At 55.1% G+C, this 18,201-nt stretch carries 18 protein-coding genes; 12 read left to right on the top strand and 6 right to left on the bottom strand.

The window, feature by feature from the left end:
• Positions 1-9: 9 nt before the first annotated feature.
• The 5 genes from AC0IXH_RS08850 to flgA form a co-directional block, all read right to left on the bottom strand.
• Positions 10-348: a helix-turn-helix domain-containing protein gene (locus tag AC0IXH_RS08850; RefSeq protein WP_013201656.1), complete on the bottom strand. Its 339-nt coding sequence runs from the start codon at positions 346-348 to the stop codon at positions 10-12.
• 83 nt (positions 349-431) lie between these two features.
• A complete protein-coding gene (locus AC0IXH_RS08845) occupies positions 432-683 on the bottom strand; it encodes a type II toxin-antitoxin system RelE/ParE family toxin (protein ID WP_346566110.1) in 252 nt (83 codons plus the stop codon).
• Positions 684-1,032: 349 nt separating this feature from the next.
• A complete protein-coding gene (gene flgN / locus AC0IXH_RS08840) occupies positions 1,033-1,464 on the bottom strand; it encodes a flagellar export chaperone FlgN (protein WP_013201657.1) in 432 nt (143 codons plus the stop codon).
• 4 nt (positions 1,465-1,468) lie between these two features.
• The gene (gene flgM / locus AC0IXH_RS08835; protein ID WP_013201658.1) at positions 1,469-1,768 is read right to left on the bottom strand and encodes a flagellar biosynthesis anti-sigma factor FlgM; all 300 of its coding nucleotides are present in this window, start codon (positions 1,766-1,768) and stop codon (positions 1,469-1,471) included.
• A gap of 101 nt (positions 1,769-1,869) precedes the next feature.
• Positions 1,870-2,538, bottom strand: coding sequence for a flagellar basal body P-ring formation chaperone FlgA (gene flgA / locus AC0IXH_RS08830; RefSeq protein WP_134823879.1), 669 nt, complete (start codon positions 2,536-2,538; stop codon positions 1,870-1,872).
• 157 nt (positions 2,539-2,695) lie between these two features.
• On the opposite strand from flgA, the gene flgB reads away from it, so the two are divergent.
• The 11 genes from flgB to flgL all read left to right on the top strand — a co-directional run bounded on the left by flgB (position 2,696) and on the right by flgL (position 12,624).
• Positions 2,696-3,109, top strand: a complete 414-nt coding sequence (gene flgB, locus AC0IXH_RS08825; protein ID WP_013201660.1) for a flagellar basal body rod protein FlgB — start codon at positions 2,696-2,698, stop codon at positions 3,107-3,109.
• A 3-nt stretch (positions 3,110-3,112) separates the two neighbouring features.
• The gene (gene flgC, locus AC0IXH_RS08820) at positions 3,113-3,517 is read left to right on the top strand and encodes a flagellar basal body rod protein FlgC (RefSeq protein ID WP_455915176.1); all 405 of its coding nucleotides are present in this window, start codon (positions 3,113-3,115) and stop codon (positions 3,515-3,517) included.
• An 11-nt stretch (positions 3,518-3,528) separates the two neighbouring features.
• On the top strand, positions 3,529-4,200 hold the full coding sequence (gene flgD / locus AC0IXH_RS08815; RefSeq protein ID WP_013201662.1) for a flagellar hook assembly protein FlgD: 672 nt from the start codon (positions 3,529-3,531) through the stop codon (positions 4,198-4,200).
• A gap of 29 nt (positions 4,201-4,229) precedes the next feature.
• The gene (flgE, locus tag AC0IXH_RS08810) at positions 4,230-5,474 is read left to right on the top strand and encodes a flagellar hook protein FlgE (protein WP_471720340.1); all 1,245 of its coding nucleotides are present in this window, start codon (positions 4,230-4,232) and stop codon (positions 5,472-5,474) included.
• Positions 5,475-5,495: 21 nt separating this feature from the next.
• Positions 5,496-6,251 (top strand): flagellar basal body rod protein FlgF, encoded by a 756-nt coding sequence (locus AC0IXH_RS08805; RefSeq protein ID WP_151037781.1) that lies wholly within the window; start codon positions 5,496-5,498, stop codon positions 6,249-6,251.
• A gap of 17 nt (positions 6,252-6,268) precedes the next feature.
• On the top strand, positions 6,269-7,051 hold the full coding sequence (gene flgG, locus AC0IXH_RS08800; RefSeq protein ID WP_471720339.1) for a flagellar basal-body rod protein FlgG: 783 nt from the start codon (positions 6,269-6,271) through the stop codon (positions 7,049-7,051).
• Between the two features lie 66 nt (positions 7,052-7,117).
• On the top strand, positions 7,118-7,816 hold the full coding sequence (locus AC0IXH_RS08795) for a flagellar basal body L-ring protein FlgH (RefSeq protein ID WP_013201666.1): 699 nt from the start codon (positions 7,118-7,120) through the stop codon (positions 7,814-7,816).
• A gap of 11 nt (positions 7,817-7,827) precedes the next feature.
• Complete coding sequence (locus AC0IXH_RS08790; protein WP_134823882.1) at positions 7,828-8,934, top strand: flagellar basal body P-ring protein FlgI; 1,107 nt, start codon at positions 7,828-7,830, stop codon at positions 8,932-8,934.
• Positions 8,934-9,872: a flagellar assembly peptidoglycan hydrolase FlgJ gene (flgJ, locus tag AC0IXH_RS08785; RefSeq protein ID WP_013201668.1), complete on the top strand. Its 939-nt coding sequence runs from the start codon at positions 8,934-8,936 to the stop codon at positions 9,870-9,872. The genes AC0IXH_RS08790 and flgJ overlap by 1 nt, the downstream gene beginning before the upstream one ends.
• 118 nt (positions 9,873-9,990) lie before the next feature.
• The gene (flgK, locus tag AC0IXH_RS08780) at positions 9,991-11,643 is read left to right on the top strand and encodes a flagellar hook-associated protein FlgK (protein WP_053145608.1); all 1,653 of its coding nucleotides are present in this window, start codon (positions 9,991-9,993) and stop codon (positions 11,641-11,643) included.
• 21 nt (positions 11,644-11,664) lie between these two features.
• Entirely contained in the window at positions 11,665-12,624 is a 960-nt protein-coding gene (flgL, locus tag AC0IXH_RS08775; protein WP_013201670.1) for a flagellar hook-associated protein FlgL, read from the top strand.
• 160 nt (positions 12,625-12,784) lie between these two features.
• Here the strand turns inward: flgL and rne are convergent, their stop codons facing one another.
• Positions 12,785-16,618: a ribonuclease E gene (gene rne, locus AC0IXH_RS08770; protein ID WP_471720338.1), complete on the bottom strand. Its 3,834-nt coding sequence runs from the start codon at positions 16,616-16,618 to the stop codon at positions 12,785-12,787.
• A gap of 571 nt (positions 16,619-17,189) precedes the next feature.
• Here rne and rluC point away from each other — a divergent pair.
• Positions 17,190-18,152, top strand: a complete 963-nt coding sequence (gene rluC / locus AC0IXH_RS08765; protein ID WP_471720337.1) for a 23S rRNA pseudouridine(955/2504/2580) synthase RluC — start codon at positions 17,190-17,192, stop codon at positions 18,150-18,152.
• Positions 18,153-18,201: the final 49 nt, after the last annotated feature.

Here is an 18,201-nt window from a genome sequence, read left to right as displayed (position 1 = left end):
GTTTATTTTTTACTCGATAGTCATCTTGACGTGTTTGCCTGTATTGGCAACCATCGTCACTAAAGAGTCCAACGTAAATTTTTCTGTCTTCTGATTAACCACATCTGATACACGAGGCCGTGATATATGGAGCAATTTTGCTGCTTCACTCTGTTTATGCCCCTTATCTTCCATCCAATCTGAGATCACGCTCATTAATTGCCTTTTCATGGCCTTGGTTTGAGCAATATCGTCTTTGGATTTGGCCAGTAGCATTTCTGCTTCAGAAGGTTCAAAACCCAGTTCCGCAAAAATATTACCGCCAGCTTTAGTGATGTGGCGTGACGTGGTATCAATTTTATCAGTCATAATTCTCTCCGCTCAGCAACTACGGCCCTATAGCGTGCTTTAATTATTGCTACGTCAGATGGACTCGTCTTCTGCGTTTTTTTTTAAAAACTGTGTAGCACGTAGACTGCCTCTGCAAATTTTGCAACATAAACAACGCGATACTGATTTACATTATCCTCAAGCCGTATTTCAATAACACCGGCACCCCAGTCGTTTATTCTTTTGAAATCACGAGGGTCTTCACCATGTTGTACTCTTCCCAGTTCAAAACCGGCGATCCTTTTGGCATCATCGGGAAACGCTAAGAGGTCGTTGTACGATGAACCTCGCCAGTCAATTGCTTTTTCACCCATCCTTGAGCGTCCCTTTACACCGTGTTTATGTATAAAATTTTATACGCCCACATTACAAAGAGCAAGTTCCTTTGCTGGCGCAGTTCGTTTCATCTGGCCTGACTGATTGGATTGTGGTGAAAGTGTTACGGGCTGGCGTTTAGGCGCGGGAAGGGGGGAACTGCTTTCTGGCGGCTACATGGGTACGAGGAATAAACATTCGTCAAACGCAATCAAGCCGGGTATTCCTGGCCTTAAGGTAGGCCTGGCAATAGTGCTCTATAAAAATACCCGGCCATAAAGTGCAAATGTCAGATCGCTGATGCAGGCCGTTGACTGGCTGGGTTTTCCTGACTTTTGAAAACCCAGCCTACACTTTACGGCTGATAAAACTGCTGGTGGTCGCCTGGCCATCCGGGCCGTAAAACTTCTGAGTCTGGTGCGGCTTTAACACTTCCAGCGCCTGCTCGGTAAAGACAATCTGGTGATTCAGCAGCAATCCATTATGCAGATTGGTATCGCGCAGCTTCACGGTCTGCTCCTGAATGTCTGCCCAACGGCGGCCCATATCAGGATTGAGGCTGTAAGGGGCATGCAGCCCAGCCTCTTTTTCCGCATCACGGCGCATTTGCTCAATAAAATTAAGCGTCGCCAGCAGGGAGTTTTTGTCTTCGGTAATGCGTTGCAATAAGCTGCTGTTGATCTGACCGCCCGAGAGCTGTTGTTGCTCGGCTGTCATTACGTCGGCCAGACTTTTCAACACTTCCAGCATTTTATCAAGCGCGGTCAGCAGCTTCTGCATTTACTTAGTTACCTTCTAAAGAATCTTTTGCCTGCTGAATCAGGGCATCGGCAATTTTGCCGGTATCCATCTTCAATTCGCCATTGCGAATAGCTGTTTTTAACTCTTCAACACGGGCGGTGTTGATGTCTTGTGAACTGGCCTTGGTCAGCTGAGACTGTGCGCCGCTCAGAACAACCTGAGTGCCGGCTTCAGTGGTTTTGCTGCTTTCTGCCGGACGCGCTTTGGGTGCCGCTGTTTCGCTGGTATCGCGAGGTTGCACGGTTGCTGCCGGTTTCAGAGGTTGAGTTCTGTCAATGCTCATTATTTGACTCCTGTATAATCAGGCGGTGTATCGACCTGATAGCTAAGTGTACTATGTCTGTTATTAACACTATCGGCAGAACTGAACCCTTCTTTAGTGCTTTATAGCGTTATAAGAATAATCCCATCCGCCCCGACTTTTCCACTGACTATCTGACCTGAACTCATCCTCACCCGAACCAGCTGCGCGGTGGTGGCGTTGTTCATTGCGCGCCCCTCACTGCTGATACTAAAACCGCCGCCGTTGGCCGTCACCGTCACGTTCTGACCGGCTTTAACCCGCCATGGCTGCCGGACCATCATCAGCGTCAGCGGCTGGCCAGGAATGATATCCCGCAGCGCCACGGCGTCGGTCACTTCCTCTGCCGACATCACCGTTCTGGCGGGCAGGGTATCTAATCTGCCGCGCTGAATTTTCACATCGTCGGCGGTCAGGGTGCCACCGCGGATCACCTGGCGGGCCGCGACCAGATAGTCGCCGGTCACCTGCACCTGAACCTGAATATAACGACGGTTCTGATCGCAGTTGGCGGCCACGCTCATATTGCCCCACATCCGGCTGTTGCCTGGCAGGGAGAATTGCGGCTCGGCACAGTCCGGCCACTGCGACTGCGGCGTTTTAACCACCACGGAGAGAGTATCGGCATTCTGGCCGGTTTCCCCATAGCGGGATTTAAAAAATTGATTGAGCTGAGCCGTTAAGTCGCCCGCACTGGCCGACAGGGTCACCAGTCCCAGCAAACTCACCCACAAGGCTGTCATTCCCCGCATTCTCGCTTCTCCCATAAATCAAACTGGCACTGATTCTACTCCTGGCCCGTTCAGGTCAAGGCGCAAAATAGCAACATAATTTAGCGCTATTCAGACGATGACTATTGCGTGCCTTGTTTATTCTGTCAGCTCTGAATTTTCATTTTGCGGAGGAAGCATGCTCGACAAACTGGACGCGGCACTACGGTTTAACACCGAAGCTTTAAACCTGCGTGCCCAGCGGCAGGAGATCCTGGCATCCAACATCGCCAATGCTGATACGCCAGGCTATCAGGCTCGCGATATCGATTTCGCCAGTCAGATGAATAAGGTGATGGAGCAGGGGCGTGCGGAAGGATCGGGACTGTCGCTGGCGGTGACGTCAGCACGCCATATTCCCGCGGAAACGCTGCAGCCCGCCTCTATCGATCTGATGTACCGGGTTCCGGACCAGCCTGCGATGGATGGCAACACGGTTGATATGGATCGCGAACGTACTCAGTTCGCGGACAACAGCCTGAAATACCAAACCGACCTGACCGTGATCAGCGGTCAGATCAAAAGCATGATGGCCGTGCTACAGGGGCAATAATTTATGGCTTTACTGAATATTTTTGATATCGCCGGGTCCGCCATGAACGCCCAGTCACAACGTCTGAACGTCAGCGCCAGTAACCTGGCCAACGCCGACAGTGTGACCGGGCCGGATGGTCAGCCTTATGTCGCCAAGCAGGTCGTTTTCCAGACGGATGCGGTTCCAGGCTCACCGACCGGTGGGGTACGCGTGGCTCAGGTTGTTGACGATCCGTCGCCAGCCAAGCTGGTGTACGAACCGGGCAACCCAATGGCGGATGCCAAGGGCTACGTGAAAATGCCTAACGTCGATGTAGTCGGGGAAACGGTCAACACCATGTCCGCGTCACGCAGCTATCAGGCCAACGTGGAAGTGTTGAATACCGTCAAACAAATGATGATGAAAACCCTGACGATGGGTCAATAAGGAGCAGGCTGATGGGCATTGCAGTTGGCGTCAATGAGAAACTTGATAATTCCTCCATCACTACCGCCGCGTCGACTACCGACACGTCGGCAGCGGACCTGCAAAGTAACTTCCTGACGCTGTTGGTCACCCAGTTACAGAACCAGGATCCCACCAATCCGATGGATAACAGTCAGCTGACCACCCAGCTGGCGCAGATCAATACCCTGAGCGGCATTGAAAAACTGAACACCACGCTGGGATCGATTTCCGGCCAGATCAACAGCGGACAGTCTTTGCAGGCGACCACGCTGATTGGTCACGGTGTGATGGTCGATGGTACTCAGGTGCTGGTCGGCAGCGGGCAGACCACGCCGTTTGGCGTGAGCCTGGAGCAGGCGTCTACTGCGACCACCGCAACCATTACTGATTCATCCGGCAAGGTGGTGCAAACCATCAATCTGGGCGGCCTGAGCGCCGGCGTGCATACCTTCTCATGGGATGGCAGCACCGCCGATGGCACCACCGCGGCAGACGGTAAATACAGCGTTTCACTGAGCGCCAGCAACGCATCCGGGCAACTGGTTACGCAGCCGCTGAACTATGCGCTGGTTAATGGGGTGACTAACGACACAAGCGGTGCCGTTTTAGACCTCGGCACGATGGGTACCACTACCGTCGCGAATGTTCGTCAGATTATTTAACAACTTAACCCTCTTTCAGGAGTGAACACATGGCATTTTCACAGGCAGTCAGTGGCTTAAACGCCGCGTCCAGTAACCTTGATGTAATCGGCAACAACATCGCCAACTCCGCAACGGTCGGCTTTAAATCCGCTACCGTTTCTTTTGCCGACATGTTTGCTGACTCTAAAGTGGGCCTGGGCGTTAAGGTGGCTGCGGTAACTCAGGACTTTAACGACGGTACCACCACTTCGACCAGCCGTGGCCTCGACGTGGCGATCAGCCAGTCTGGCTTCTTCCGTATGACCGATACCAGCGGCGCGGTGTACTACAGCCGTAACGGCCAGTTCACCCTGGACGCTAACCGCAATATCGTTAACGCCGACGGCCTGCAGTTGACTGGCTACCCGGCAACCGGTACGCCGCCAACCGTGCAGACCGGTGCTAACCCGGTGGCGCTGAACGTGCCAACCACCGCGATGTCAGCAAAAGCCACTTCCGCTGCGGCGCTGGTTGCTAACCTGAACTCCACTGACAGCACGCCAACCAAAGACTGGGCAACCACCAATACCGACCTGTCCAGTATTGACGTTGATACCTATAACAGCAAAGCGACGATGACCACCTATGACTCGCTGGGTAACGAACACAACATCAACCTGTACTACGTTAAAACCGGTGATAACAGCTGGAAAATGTATCCGGTTGATGGCACCACGGGCCAGAGCGCAGCAGGAGCCGGTGCCAACGCCGATGGTAGCTACAATGTGACCTTCAACTCGAGCGGCCAGATGACCAGCCCGACCGCCACAGTACAGCTCGCCACCGCGACGCTGAATGGTTCGGCAGCAGGCACCTTCAACCTGAACCTGGCCGGCAGCCAGCAGCAGAACACCGGCACCAGCACCTTCGGTAACCCAACGCAGGATGGCTACAAGCCAGGTGACCTGACCAGCTACCAGATCAACAACGACGGCACCGTCGTCGGCACCTACTCGAATGAGCAGACGCAGACGCTGGGTCAGATCGCTCTGGCTAACTTCGCTAACCCGGAAGGCCTGAAGTCTGAAGGTAACAACGTCTGGTCTGCCACTAACTCTTCTGGCCAGGCGCTGGTGGGGCTTGCCGGTACCGGTAACCTCGGCACCCTGACCGCAGGCGCGCTGGAGTCTTCCAACGTCGATCTGAGTAAAGAGCTGGTGAACATGATCGTGGCACAGCGTAACTATCAGTCTAACGCCCAGACCATCAAAACTCAGGACCAGATCCTCAACACCCTGGTCAACTTGCGTTAATCCGGCTAACAGGATCGTCTTATGGATCACGCGATATATACCGCAATGGGGGCTGCCAGTCAGACCCTCGAGCAGCAGGCAGTGACGGCGAGCAACCTCGCCAACGCCTCCACACCGGGCTTTCGTGCGCAGCTGAACGCGCTGCGCGCCGTGCCGGTGGAAGGTCTGTCGCTGCCAACCCGTACGCTGGTGACGGCTTCTACCCCTGGGGCAGACACCTCCCAGGGAACTCTCGACTACACCGAGCGTCCACTGGACGTGGCCGTCCGTGAAGACGGTTGGCTGTCAGTCCGCGCCCCGGATGGGACGGAAGCCTATACCCGCAACGGTAATATGGAACTGAACCCGGCCGGTCAGCTGACCATTCAGGGCAACCTGGTGATGGGCGATGGTGGACCGATTGCCGTGCCGCAGGGTTCGGAAGTGACCATTGCTGCTGACGGCTCTATTACCGCGCTGAACCCGGGCGATCCACCGAATGCCACCGTCCAGTTGGGCCGTCTGAAACTGGTGAAGGCTGTCGGTTCAGAAGTGACGCGCGGCGATGACGGTTTATTCCGTCTCACCGCGACCGCTCAGGCACAGCGTGGTGCCGTCCTGCAAACCGATCCCACCATTCAGGTGATGCCCGGTGTGCTGGAAGGCAGCAACGTCAAACCGGTTGAAACCATGGTCGATATGATCGCCAACGCACGCCGCTTCGAGATGCAAATGAAAGTGATCTCAAGCGTCGATGAGAATGAACAACGCGCTAACCAGCTGCTGTCAATGAGCTAAGCGCAGAGGAAATCACTATGATCCGTTCCCTATGGATTGCCAAAACCGGTCTTGACGCTCAGCAAACCAACATGGACGTCATCTCGAACAACCTGGCAAACGTAAGCACCAACGGCTTTAAACGCCAGCGCGCCGTGTTCGAAGACCTGATGTACCAGACAATTCGTCAGCCAGGCGCCCAGTCGTCTGAGCAGACTACCTTACCGTCAGGTATGCAGCTGGGTACCGGTGTTCGTCCGGTCGCCACCGAGCGTTTGCATACTCAGGGTAACCTGAACAAAACCGACTCGTCGAAAGACGTGGCGATCAGCGGTCAGGGTTATTTCCAGGTGCAGATGCCAGACGGCACCCTGGCCTATACCCGTGACGGCTCTTTCCAGACTGACCAGAACGGCCAGCTGGTGACCAACGGCGGCTTCCCGGTTCAGCCGGCGATCACCGTTCCGGCGAATGCCTTAAGCATGACTATCGGCCGTGACGGCGTGGTCAGCGTAACGCAGCAGGGGCAGACGCAGCCGGTGCAGGTTGGACAGTTAACCCTCAGTACCTTTATTAACGATGCGGGCCTGGAAAGTAAGGGTGAGAACCTTTATCAGGAAACGCAGGCTTCCGGTGGACCGACCGACAGTACGCCAGGCAACAACGGCGCCGGTCTGCTGTATCAGGGCTATGTGGAAACCTCCAACGTTAACGTCGCCGAAGAGCTGGTCAGCATGATCCAGACTCAGCGCGCTTACGAGATCAACAGTAAAGCAATCAGCACGTCCGATCAGATGCTGGCCAAACTGACGCAGTTGTAATGCCAATGTGGTCGGGTTCGCCCGACCCTGAATAAAAGAACTCTCATTATTAAAGGTAGTGATTCCATGGCGAAGCAAATCCCAATGCCTGGACGTTTGTTGGTAGCCTCGTTGCTGCTGACACTTAACGGTTGTGCTCTTGTACCCCGTACGCCACTGGTCGAAGGTTCGACAACGGCCCAGCCGCTGCCTGCTTCGCCGCCGGTTGTTAACGGCTCTATTTTCCAGGGGTTGATGCCGATGAACTACGGCTATCAACCGCTGTTTGAAGACCGTCGCCCACGTAACATTGGCGACACGCTGACCATTACCCTGCAAGAGAACGTCAGTGCGAGCAAAAGCTCCACGGCAAGTGCAGGACGCGACGGCAGCACCACGCTCGGTCTGACCGTGCCAAGTTCGCTGACCGGCCTGTTGGGCGGTGATAAAACCAATATCGATGCCTCCGGCAAAAATGACTTTGCAGGCAAAGGTGGCGCCACGGCCAACAACACCTTTACCGGCACCATCACCGTTACCGTCAATCAGGTGCTGCCGAACGGCAACCTGAAAGTGGTCGGTGAAAAGCAGATTGAAATTAACCAGGGAACGGAATTTATCCGCTTCTCGGGCGTGGTTAACCCTCGCACCATCAGCGGCAGCAACGCCGTGGTGTCGACTCAGGTTGCGGATGCCCGCATTGAATACGTCGGTAACGGCTACATCAATGAAGCGCAGACGATGGGTTGGCTACAAAGGTTCTTCCTGAACCTGTCACCGTATTAAGAGGTTCCACCATGCGTAAGATGATTTTTCGTTTCACCCTGCTGCTGCTGGCTGGCTTCAGTGCTTTCGCCAACGCCGATCGCATCCGCGATCTGACCACCGTCGGCGGCGTCCGTGAAAACCAGCTGATCGGTTATGGCCTGGTTGTCGGGCTGGATGGTTCGGGTGACCAGACCACCCAGACCCCGTTCACCACCCAGAGTCTGAACAACATGTTGTCCCAGTTAGGCATTACCGTGCCGGCTGGCACCAACATGCAGTTGAAAAACGTGGCGGCGGTGATGGTCACCGGCAAGCTGCCGGCTTTCGGTCGCCAGGGACAAAACATCGACGTGGTGGTTTCCTCAATGGGTAACGCCAAAAGCCTGCGCGGCGGCACCCTGTTGATGACCCCGTTGAAGGGCGTCGACAACCAGGTTTATGCGCTGGCGCAGGGTAATATTCTGGTGGGCGGGGCAGGTGCGTCCGCGGGCGGCAGCAGCGTCACCGTCAACCAGGTAAACGGCGGTCGTATCACCGGTGGAGCGACCATTGAACGCGAGCTGCCGAACAACTTCGGCACTTCCAGCGTGATCAACCTGTTCCTGAATGAAGAAGACTTCAGCATGGCGCAGCGGATCACCGATGCCATTAACGCCCGCAGTGGTTATGGCTCGGCTCAGGCGCTGGACGGTCGTACCGTACAGGTGCAGGTTTCCGCTAACGGCACCTCGCAGGTGCGCCTGCTGGCCGATATTCAGAACATCGATGTTTCCGTACCGATCATGGACGCTAAAGTGATCATCAACTCGCGTACCGGCTCGGTGGTGATGAACCGCGAAGTGCAGCTGAGCAGCTGTGCCATTGCGCAGGGTAACCTGTCGGTCACCGTCAACCAGTCGCAGAACGTCAGTCAGCCGAATACGCCGTTTGGTGGTGGTCAGACCGTGGTGACGCCGCAGACGCAGATCGATCTGCGCCAGAGTGGCGGAGCGCTGCAAAGCGTCAATGCCAGCGCCAACCTCAACAGCGTAGTGCGTGCCCTGAATGCGCTGGGTGCCACGCCAATCGATCTGATGTCTATCCTGCAATCCATGCAGAGTGCCGGTTGCCTGCACGCAAAACTGGAAATTATCTGATGAGCGATTCCCAATCTCTGATGGGAGCGGCGTATGACAGCCGCTCACTGAACAACCTGAAGCGCCAGGCCAGCGGCGATCCTAAAGCACATGCAAAGGAAGTCGCCAAGCAGGTCGAAGGGATGTTCGTACAAATGATGCTGAAAAGTATGCGTCAGGCGCTGCCGCAGGATGGCCTGCTGAGCACCGAGCAAACGCGTCTTTATACCTCGATGTACGATCAGCAGATTGGGCAACAGATTGCATCTAAAGGGCTGGGCCTCGCCGACATGATGGTCAAGCAGATGGAGCAGGCGGCGCCGCTGGATGAGAAAGCCGGTACCGTGCCGATGTTGCTGGATAAAGGCTTTATCAACACGCTGCCGCCGCTGGCGATGGAGCAGCTGGTGCGCAAGGCCGTTCCGCGCCTGCCGGCGTCTGATGCCACCATGAGCGGTGACAGCAGCGACTTTATTTCCCAGCTTTCCCAGCCCGCTAAGATGGCCAGTGCGGAAAGTGGCATCCCTCATCACCTGATCCTCGCCCAGGCGGCGCTGGAATCCGGTTGGGGACAGCGTCAGATCCGCACCGCTGAAGGCAAGCCAAGCTATAACGTGTTTGGTATTAAAGCCTCGGCGAACTGGCAGGGAAAAACCACCGAAATTACTACCACCGAATATGAGAATGGCGAAGCGAAAAAGGTGAAGGCCAAATTCCGCGTGTATGACTCCTATTTCGATGCGTTAAATGACTACGTCAAGCTGATCGCGAATAACCCGCGATACAGCGCCGTAACCACTGCCGCCACGCCGGAGCAGGGCGCTAAAGCCTTGCAGGAAGCGGGTTACGCCACCGATCCGAAGTATGCCCAAAAGCTGGTCGGCATGATCCAGCAGTTTAAAAATATGGGCGAAAAAGTCGTCAAGGCTTACAGCCAGGATATTGGTGATTTGTTCTGATTTTTACTCAAGTTTGTCCCGGTTTTACCGATAACCTTTTCAGGCCGGATTTGTGTTAAAGCACCCCGGCGACTTTTAATGCCGGCCCGTGCTGTGTCAGGGTAAACAAGGAACCGACATGTCTAACTTAATTAATACCGCATTAAGCGGGATAAACGCGGCTTCGGCAGCGTTGAATACCACCAGTAACAACATCAGTAATTACAGCGTTGCGGGCTATTCACGTCAGACGACCGTCCTTGCTCAGGCCAGCAGCACGCTAAGCGGGACAAACTACTACGGTAACGGTGTTTCCGTTGCCAGCGTCAACCGTGAATATGATGCGTTCATCACCAATCAGCTGCGCGCGGCCAGCACGCAGTCCAGTGCACTGACCACGCAATATAATCAGCTGTCGAACATTGACGATATGTTCTCCAGCACCACCAATACGCTGTCGACTAACATCCAGGATTTCTTCTCCTCGATTCAGACGCTGGTCAGCAATGCTGATGATGCGTCTGCGCGTCAGGCGGTATTGGGCAAGGCCAGCGGCCTGGTAAACCAGCTGCAGGTGTCCGATACCTATCTGCGCAATCTCGACAGCAGCCTGAATACCTCCGTGACGTCCACGGTCGATCAGGTCAATGGCTACGCCAAACAGATCGCCAACGTCAACCAGCAGATCGCCAAGCTGAAAGGCTCTGGCGACGGCAACCCACCGAACGATTTGCTGGATCAGCGCGATCAGCTGGTCAGCAACCTGAATAACCTGGTGGGCGTTACCGTCAGCCAGCAGGACGGCGGCAGCTATAACATCAGCATCGGCAACGGCATCTCGCTGGTCACCGGCGACAGCTACAACACGCTGGCAGCCGTCCCATCCAGCAGCGATCCAAGCCGGTTGACCATTGCGTCGGTGAATCCAACCACTGGCGCAACCAGTGAGATTCCTGAAAAGCTGGTAACCACCGGTTCACTCGGCGGCTTACTGGCTTTCCGCAGCGACCTGGATAATACCCGTAATCAGTTAGGTCAGCTGGCGATGGCGCTGGGCTCCAGCTTTAACACCCAGCATGAAGCCGGTTATGACAGCAACGGTGATGCCGGTGAAGCCTTCTTTAATCTGGGCAGCCCGGCGGTTATCTCCAACACCAAGAACACCACCACCGCCTCAGTGAGTGCGCAATGGACCGATACCAGCAAGGTTCAGGCCTCAAACTACAAGGTCAGCTACGACGGCACCAACTGGAGCGTGACCCGCAATTCAGATAACGCCAGCATCACGCCGACCATGGGCACCGACACTAACGGCAACTCCACCCTGAGCTTCGATGGCTTGCAGCTGACGGTCAGTGGTTCGCCGGCCAAAAATGACAGCTTCCTGGTGAAACCGGTTGCTGATGTCGTGGTAAACATGGGCGTCAATATTACCGATGAGTCTAAAGTTGCCGCAGCCGGTGCCGATGATGGTGTCAGTGATAATACCAACGCCCAGTCGTTGCTGGATCTGCAAACCAAAAACGTCATTACCGGATCAAAAACGCTGACGCAAAGCTACGCCAGTATGGTCGCGGATATCGGTAACAAAACCAGTAACCTGGAAACCACCAGCACCACCCAGACCAACGTCGTGACGCAGCTGACCAATCAGCAGCAGTCAATCTCCGGCGTAAACCTGGATGAAGAATACGGCAACCTGACGCGTTATCAGCAGTATTACACTGCCAATGCCCAGGTCATTCAAACCGCCAGCACCATTTTTGACGCGCTGATCAGCGCCGTTAGCTGATGACCGAATAAGGAGTTCATGATGCGACTCAGTACTGCCCAAATCTATGATCAACAGATGCGTGGGATCTCAAGTTCTCAGGCCAGCTGGTTGAAAGTGGGCGAGCAACTCTCTTCAGGTAAGCGGGTTGTGAATCCGTCTGATGATCCTGTCGCTGCCGCGCAAGCGGTGGTGCTGTCACAGGCTCAGGCACAAACCAGCCAGTATTCTACGGCCAGGGGTTTTGCTACCAACAACATCTCGCAGGAAGAAACCAACCTGCAGCAGGTGACCAGCGTTGTTCAGCAGGCGCAAACCATCGTGGTTGCAGCCGCAAACGGCACCCTGTCTGATGATGACCGCGCGTCTTATGCGCAGCAGTTGACCGGGATCCGTGACCAGTTGCTGAACCTGGCGAACACCACTGACGGCAACGGCCGTTACATGTTTGCCGGTTATCAGACCGATAAAGCCCCGTTCACTCAGGATGCTAACGGGGATGTGACCTATGTCGGTGGCGATACGCCAATCAGCCAGAAAGTCGACTCTAACCGCACCATGGTCACCAACCATACCGGTAGCCAGGTCTTTACGTCACTGACCAGCAACCCAACGGCTGAGCCGGATGGCAGCGCCAGTGAGAGCAATATCTTTACCACGCTGAATACCGCGATTAAAGCGCTGAACACCCCGCTGGAAAGCGCGGACCAGGCGACGTCAGATGCCGCTTCTGCGGCACTGGATAAGACCAACCGTGGCTTGAAGAACTCGCTGAACAACGTGCTTGCTGTGCGTTCCGTACTCGGTACGCAGTTGACCGAGCTGGACAACCTGGACTCGAAAGGCGATGACACCAAGGTGAATCAGGCTACGCAGATGAGCAATCTGGTCGATGTTGACTACACCAGTGCCATCTCGTCCTACACAATGCAGCAGACGGCATTGCAGGCCTCTTATAAAGTCTTTACCGACATGTCCAGCATGTCACTGTTCAAAATGTAATTAAAGCTTCACCAATTTTGAGCGTGCTTAAACCGGGTACGTTCAGTTTCTCCCGCTATCAGCGTTAACCTTCTGATAGCGGGTTTTTTTTGCCCTGAATATATTGAGGTAAAAAAAAAGCCCCGGTCATAAGACCAGGGCTTTTTCAGTCAGGCGACAGTTACTCTGGGCGAGTTGCCGGAGCCGTTGCCTGATGGGTTGCAGCATGACCGCCTGCAGAACCCTGACCATCGAACTGATAGTCAGGGCGTACCCAGTCACTTGCACGCGCAGGTTCAGCCTGATACTCAGGTGCAGGCGCTTTAGTCATTGGCGCCGTTGCGTGGTGCTTGTAAGCGGGCTGAGCGGTAACCGCTGCAGCAGCAGGTGCCTGAGCCGCTGGTGCTTCAACTGGCGCAGCAACAGGAGCCTGAGCCGCTGGTGCTTCAACCGGCGCAGCAACAGGTGCCTGAGCAACTGGTGCTTCTACTGGTGCAGCCACAGGGGTCTGAGCAACTGGGGCTTCAACCGGCGCAGCAACAGGTGCCTGAGCCGCTGGTGCTTCTACTGGTGCAGCAACAGGAGCCTGAGCAACCGGTGCTTCAACCGGCGTAGCAACAGGAGCCTGAGCAACCGGTGCTTCAACCGGTGCAGCAACAGGAGTCAGAGCAACTGGGGCTTCAACCGGCTCGTCACGGGCAGGAACAGGTGCATGCGGCTCGGTTGCAGTGACATCGGCCACGGCTTCCGGTGCTGCCAACACTTCTTCTACCTGCTGTTCCAGCGCCGGGCTGACGTCAGAGGCGGCTTCTTCAGCCTGATGGCTGGCTTCTTCTGCCACACGCTGCTCTTCAGCCTGCTTCGCTTCAACCACAATCTCTTCTACCGCGTCGACAGCCTGAACTGCCGGAGCCTCTTCAGCTGGCACAGCCTGTTGAGTCACAGCATCAGCGATAACTTCGTCAGCGGCAGACACCACAGACGGCTCTTCATTAACGGCTGTTTCGATAGCAGTCGTTTCGTCAGTGTTCACCAGCGTCACTGCCGGGGTATTTTCCGGCTGTGGCTCAGAGAAATGCACCGGCTGAGCTTCAGCAATCACTGCAGGCTGTGCAGCGTCTGCTGTTGCAGCCACGGCAATCGCATCAGCCGTATCCTGATGACCGTACTCTGGCACCACAGACTGCTCGTGTTCATGCTCATCCGTTGCCTGAGCAACAGGATAGGTGATCCACACTTTACCGGAAGCCATTTCTGGCGACGCAGCCGCGAAGGTCAGTGGCATTGGCGACTGGTTCGGGTAGCGCTCATCACGGTAGCGACGGCGACGTTGACCGCTGACGCGCAGATGACGAGGAGAGCGACGTGAACGACGTGGCATGCTGTTGCTGTCACGATCTTCGCCTTCTTCCGCTTCACTGGCGTGTTCTGCCGCAGGGAAGTCAGCAGTCTGCTCCAGTACCGGTGCAACCTCGTCTTCTGTCGGCGCAAAAGAGCGAGCCGCAGTTTGCTCAGCCGTTTCGATCCGCACTTTCTGATCCAACTGACGCGGCTTACGGCGCGGCATAACCTGAACATGCTCATCACTGTCAACATCAACGGAAGCATCAACAACGGTTTCAGGAATCTCAGCGATTTCAACTGCTTTTTCTTCCTGCACTGGCGCGCGTTTTTCGTCCTGACGACGACGTGGCTGACGCTCACGACGCGGCTGTTGCTGTTGTGCATCTTCGGCGACAGCCTGCATCAGCAGATCTTCCGGAGACTCAACGGCCGGCGCATTACGCTTGTTACGACGGTTCTCTTCACGGCTTTCAGCAGCAGGATCGCGGTCGCGAGTCATGCGCTCATTGCGGTTAGAGTTACGGTCGTTACGCGGGGTGCGCTCGCTGCGATCGTTACGCTCATTACGTTCCGGACGGTCAGAAGTCCGCTCGTTGCGATCCGCATTGCGGTCAGTATTGCGATCGGCGTTACGCTCGTTACGGTCAGAACCGTTACGGTCATTACGCTCGTTGCGGTCATTGCCATTACGCTCGGTGCGTTCGTTACGCTCAGAACCATTACGATCGGCATTGCGTTCGTTACGGTCGCCATAGCGCTCACCGCGTTCGCCGCTGTTATTGCGGTCACGACGGTTATTCTGACGGCGGTTATTACGACGTTCACCCCGTGGCGCTGCCGCTTCAGGAGCTTTCTCTTCCACCACAACGGCTGGCTGAGGCTGTTGTTCTACTGGCTTCTCTTCACCGGCAAACATTTTCTTCAGGCCGCGGAAGAAGCGACTCATCAGGCCGGTTCCCGCTTCGGCAGGGGCTTTAGCCGCCGCCGCAGGGGCTGGCTCTGCTGCTACTGCTGCCACCGGTGGCGCTTCAGCAACAACCGCTTCCTGTGGTGCTGGTGGCGCATCAGGCATCACAAACGCGGCCAGAGCCGGTTGCTCAGGACGTTTGCGCTCGGCGTGCTCTTCTTCAGAAGGCAGCGCCATTTCGGCTTCATGCAGCTTCGGCAAGTGGTAGCTGAGGGTTTGTGTCTCTTCACCGGTGCGCACACGCAGAACGGAGTAGTGTGGGGTTTGCATCTGATCGTTTGGCACGATGATGGCCCGCACGCCGCCCTGGCGTTTTTCAATCGCGCTTACCGCTTCGCGTTTTTCGTTCAGCAGGTAAGAGGCAATCTGCACTGGAACGATTGCGTGAACTTCTTTGGTGTTCTCTTTCAGCGCTTCTTCTTCAATCAGACGCAGAATAGAGAGTGACAGCGATTCGTTATCACGGATGGTGCCGGTGCCGCTACAGCGTGGGCAGACGTGATGGCTTGACTCACCCAGTGATGGGCTGAGGCGCTGACGGGACATCTCCAGCAGGCCGAAACGCGAAATGTGGCTGATCTGAATGCGGGCGCGGTCCTGACGAACGGCTTCACGCAGACGGTTTTCAACCGCACGCTGGTGACGAACCGGGGTCATATCGATGTAATCGATAACGATCAGGCCGCCAAGGTCACGCAGGCGCAGCTGACGGGCAATTTCGTCTGCCGCTTCCAGGTTGGTGTTGAAGGCCGTTTCTTCGATATCGCCACCGCGCGTTGCGCGAGCGGAGTTGATATCAATGGCGGTCAGCGCTTCAGTGGTGTCGATGACAATCGAGCCGCCAGAAGGCAGGCGCACTTCACGCTGGAAGGCAGATTCGATTTGCGATTCGATTTGATAGTGGCTGAACAACGGAATTTCACCGGTGTAGAGCTTAATTTTGCTGCTGAAGTCCGGGCGGCCCAGGGCAGCGATATGCTGACGAGCAAGCTCCAGAACTTTCGGGTTATCGATAAGGATTTCACCGATATCCTGACGCAGATAATCGCGGAAGGCGCGGACAATAACGTTGCTTTCCTGATGGATCAGGAACGGAGCAGGGCGGCTGTCAGCGGCTTTTTTAATCGCGTCCCAGTGCTTCATCCGGAAGCTTAAGTCCCACTGCAGCGCTTCGGCAGATTTGCCAACGCCTGCGGTACGAACGATCAGACCCATCCCTTCTGGCAGCTCAAGTGCAGAGAGCGCCTCTTTCAGTTCAGTACGGTCATCACCTTCGATGCGACGGGAAATACCGCCAGCACGTGGGTTATTCGGCATCAGCACCAGATAGCTGCCGGCCAGACTGATAAAGGTGGTTAAGGCGGCGCCTTTATTTCCACGTTCTTCTTTATCGATCTGAACAATAACTTCCTGACCTTCACGCAGTACGTCCTTGATATTAGGGCGACCATGGGAATTGTAATTACTTGGGAAGTATTCGCGGGAGATTTCTTTCAGAGGGAGAAAACCGTGTCTTTCAGCACCGTAATCGACAAATGCTGCTTCAAGACTTGGTTCAATGCGGGTGATCTTGCCTTTATAGATGTTGGCTTTTTTCTGTTCGTGTCCTGGGCTTTCAATATCCAGGTCGTACAGGCGCTGTCCATCCACCAGGGCGACACGCAACTCCTCCTGCTGAGTTGCGTTTATCAACATTCTTTTCATCGTAACTTACTCATTATTCTTACATTAGTGACAAAGCTACGGGCAATAGTAACGCTGGACGCGAGTAACCGATGGCCCCGAGTCTCATCGCAAAAACGTCAACCTCACGGTTGTGGTCTGCTAAGGGGCGCAAAATCTCGGCAGCCTGTTTTTCATATGGAAAAACAGCGCTTTTAAAAAGGGGGGAACCGCCAGTGAGTAACCAGAGTGAACCAATCCCGTCTTGTCGTCCAGGCTGCAACCCGCAGCCCGCTAAATGCCTGATTGCACAATACGTCTTACGCCATTGCTGCGTGTATGGGCTATCCGGCAAACTTTCTTATTACGCTTTTTTCTTGTTTCACAAGGTTTAGCGAGGAAAAACAGTAGCATTATTCCATTGCTAACCTTGTGATAGCAAGGTGACTTTAGTGGCTCTGTGAAGTTTATTCCGGCTTTTATGGCGATTTGCATCTCAATTCCACAAATTGCCCAAAAACTGGTCATAAATCATCAGCCACAAGGGTCACCGTCAGTTAAGCACAGAAAAAGAGGTGGCGCTATCCTGGCGCTCTATTTAGAATCGCCGACCATGAAAACCAATACTCCCGCAGTACGAATGGTGACGATTTCTGCCGATGAGGCAGGACAGCGCATCGATAACTTTTTACGCACGCAGCTCAAAGGCGTGCCGAAAAGCATGATTTATCGCATTTTGCGTAAGGGCGAAGTGCGCGTGAATAAAGGTCGCATCAAGCCAGAATATAAGCTTGTTGCCGGCGATGAGATCCGCATTCCGCCGGTTCGCGTGGCAGAACGTGAGGAAGAGGCGATTTCGCCGAAGCTGGATAAAGTGGCGGCCTTAGCCCACGCCATCGTCTATGAAGATGATTACATCCTGGTGATGAACAAACCGTCCGGCACCGCCGTGCACGGTGGCAGCGGCCTGAGCTTCGGGGTAATCGAAGGATTACGCGCCCTCAGACCCGAAGCCCGTTTCCTTGAACTGGTACATCGCCTTGACCGTGATACCTCGGGCATCCTGCTGGTCGCGAAAAAGCGTTCTGCACTGCGCTCGCTGCATGAGCAGTTGAGAGAGAAGGGGATGCAGAAGGATTATCTGGCGCTGGTTCGGGGTTCTTGGCCATCGCATATCAAAGCCGTACAGGCACCGCTGCTGAAGAATATTCTGCAAAGTGGTGAGCGTATTGTGCGCGTGAATAGCGAAGGCAAGCCGTCTGAAACGCGTTTCAAGGTTGAAGAGCGCTATGCGCATGCCACGTTGGTTAAAGCCAGCCCGATCACCGGGCGAACCCACCAGATCCGCGTTCATACGCTGCACGCGGGCCATCCGATTGCTTTTGACGATCGCTATGGCGAGCGCGATTTTGATGCACAGCTTGTCGGTACCGGTCTGAAAAGGTTGTTCCTGCATGCGGCTGCGTTGAAGTTCACCCATCCGAATACCGGTGAAGTGATGCGTGTCGAAGCGCCGCTCGACAATGAGCTGAAGCACTGCCTGGAAGTCCTGCGCAAAACCGCACCGGCGAAATAACCTTGGATTAGGTGGCGGATAGACAGTGCAAAAGTACTTAGCGTCGCTT

This window comes from Erwinia sp. AC075 (assembly GCF_979253995.1).
The sequence above is the reverse complement of the archived record's forward strand: the minus strand, read 5'-3'. Positions and strand labels throughout refer to the sequence as shown.

What these genes read in the sequence shown, in the direction of transcription:
- AC0IXH_RS08805 (WP_151037781.1), top strand. Translation starts at nt 5,496, where the DNA reads ATGGATCACGCGATATATACCGCAATGGGGGCTGCCAGTCAGACCCTC.
- rne (WP_471720338.1), bottom strand. Translation starts at nt 16,618, where the DNA reads ATGAAAAGAATGTTGATAAACGCAACTCAGCAGGAGGAGTTGCGTGTC.
- flgK (WP_053145608.1), top strand. Translation starts at nt 9,991, where the DNA reads ATGTCTAACTTAATTAATACCGCATTAAGCGGGATAAACGCGGCTTCG.
- flgE (WP_471720340.1), top strand. Translation starts at nt 4,230, where the DNA reads ATGGCATTTTCACAGGCAGTCAGTGGCTTAAACGCCGCGTCCAGTAAC.
- flgD (WP_013201662.1), top strand. Translation starts at nt 3,529, where the DNA reads ATGGGCATTGCAGTTGGCGTCAATGAGAAACTTGATAATTCCTCCATC.
- AC0IXH_RS08850 (WP_013201656.1), bottom strand. Translation starts at nt 348, where the DNA reads ATGACTGATAAAATTGATACCACGTCACGCCACATCACTAAAGCTGGC.
- AC0IXH_RS08845 (WP_346566110.1), bottom strand. Translation starts at nt 683, where the DNA reads ATGGGTGAAAAAGCAATTGACTGGCGAGGTTCATCGTACAACGACCTC.
- flgM (WP_013201658.1), bottom strand. Translation starts at nt 1,768, where the DNA reads ATGAGCATTGACAGAACTCAACCTCTGAAACCGGCAGCAACCGTGCAA.
- flgJ (WP_013201668.1), top strand. Translation starts at nt 8,934, where the DNA reads ATGAGCGATTCCCAATCTCTGATGGGAGCGGCGTATGACAGCCGCTCA.
- AC0IXH_RS08790 (WP_134823882.1), top strand. Translation starts at nt 7,828, where the DNA reads ATGCGTAAGATGATTTTTCGTTTCACCCTGCTGCTGCTGGCTGGCTTC.
- AC0IXH_RS08795 (WP_013201666.1), top strand. Translation starts at nt 7,118, where the DNA reads ATGGCGAAGCAAATCCCAATGCCTGGACGTTTGTTGGTAGCCTCGTTG.
- flgN (WP_013201657.1), bottom strand. Translation starts at nt 1,464, where the DNA reads ATGCAGAAGCTGCTGACCGCGCTTGATAAAATGCTGGAAGTGTTGAAA.
- flgC (WP_455915176.1), top strand. Translation starts at nt 3,113, where the DNA reads ATGGCTTTACTGAATATTTTTGATATCGCCGGGTCCGCCATGAACGCC.
- flgA (WP_134823879.1), bottom strand. Translation starts at nt 2,538, where the DNA reads ATGCGGGGAATGACAGCCTTGTGGGTGAGTTTGCTGGGACTGGTGACC.
- flgL (WP_013201670.1), top strand. Translation starts at nt 11,665, where the DNA reads ATGCGACTCAGTACTGCCCAAATCTATGATCAACAGATGCGTGGGATC.
- flgG (WP_471720339.1), top strand. Translation starts at nt 6,269, where the DNA reads ATGATCCGTTCCCTATGGATTGCCAAAACCGGTCTTGACGCTCAGCAA.
- rluC (WP_471720337.1), top strand. Translation starts at nt 17,190, where the DNA reads ATGAAAACCAATACTCCCGCAGTACGAATGGTGACGATTTCTGCCGAT.
- flgB (WP_013201660.1), top strand. Translation starts at nt 2,696, where the DNA reads ATGCTCGACAAACTGGACGCGGCACTACGGTTTAACACCGAAGCTTTA.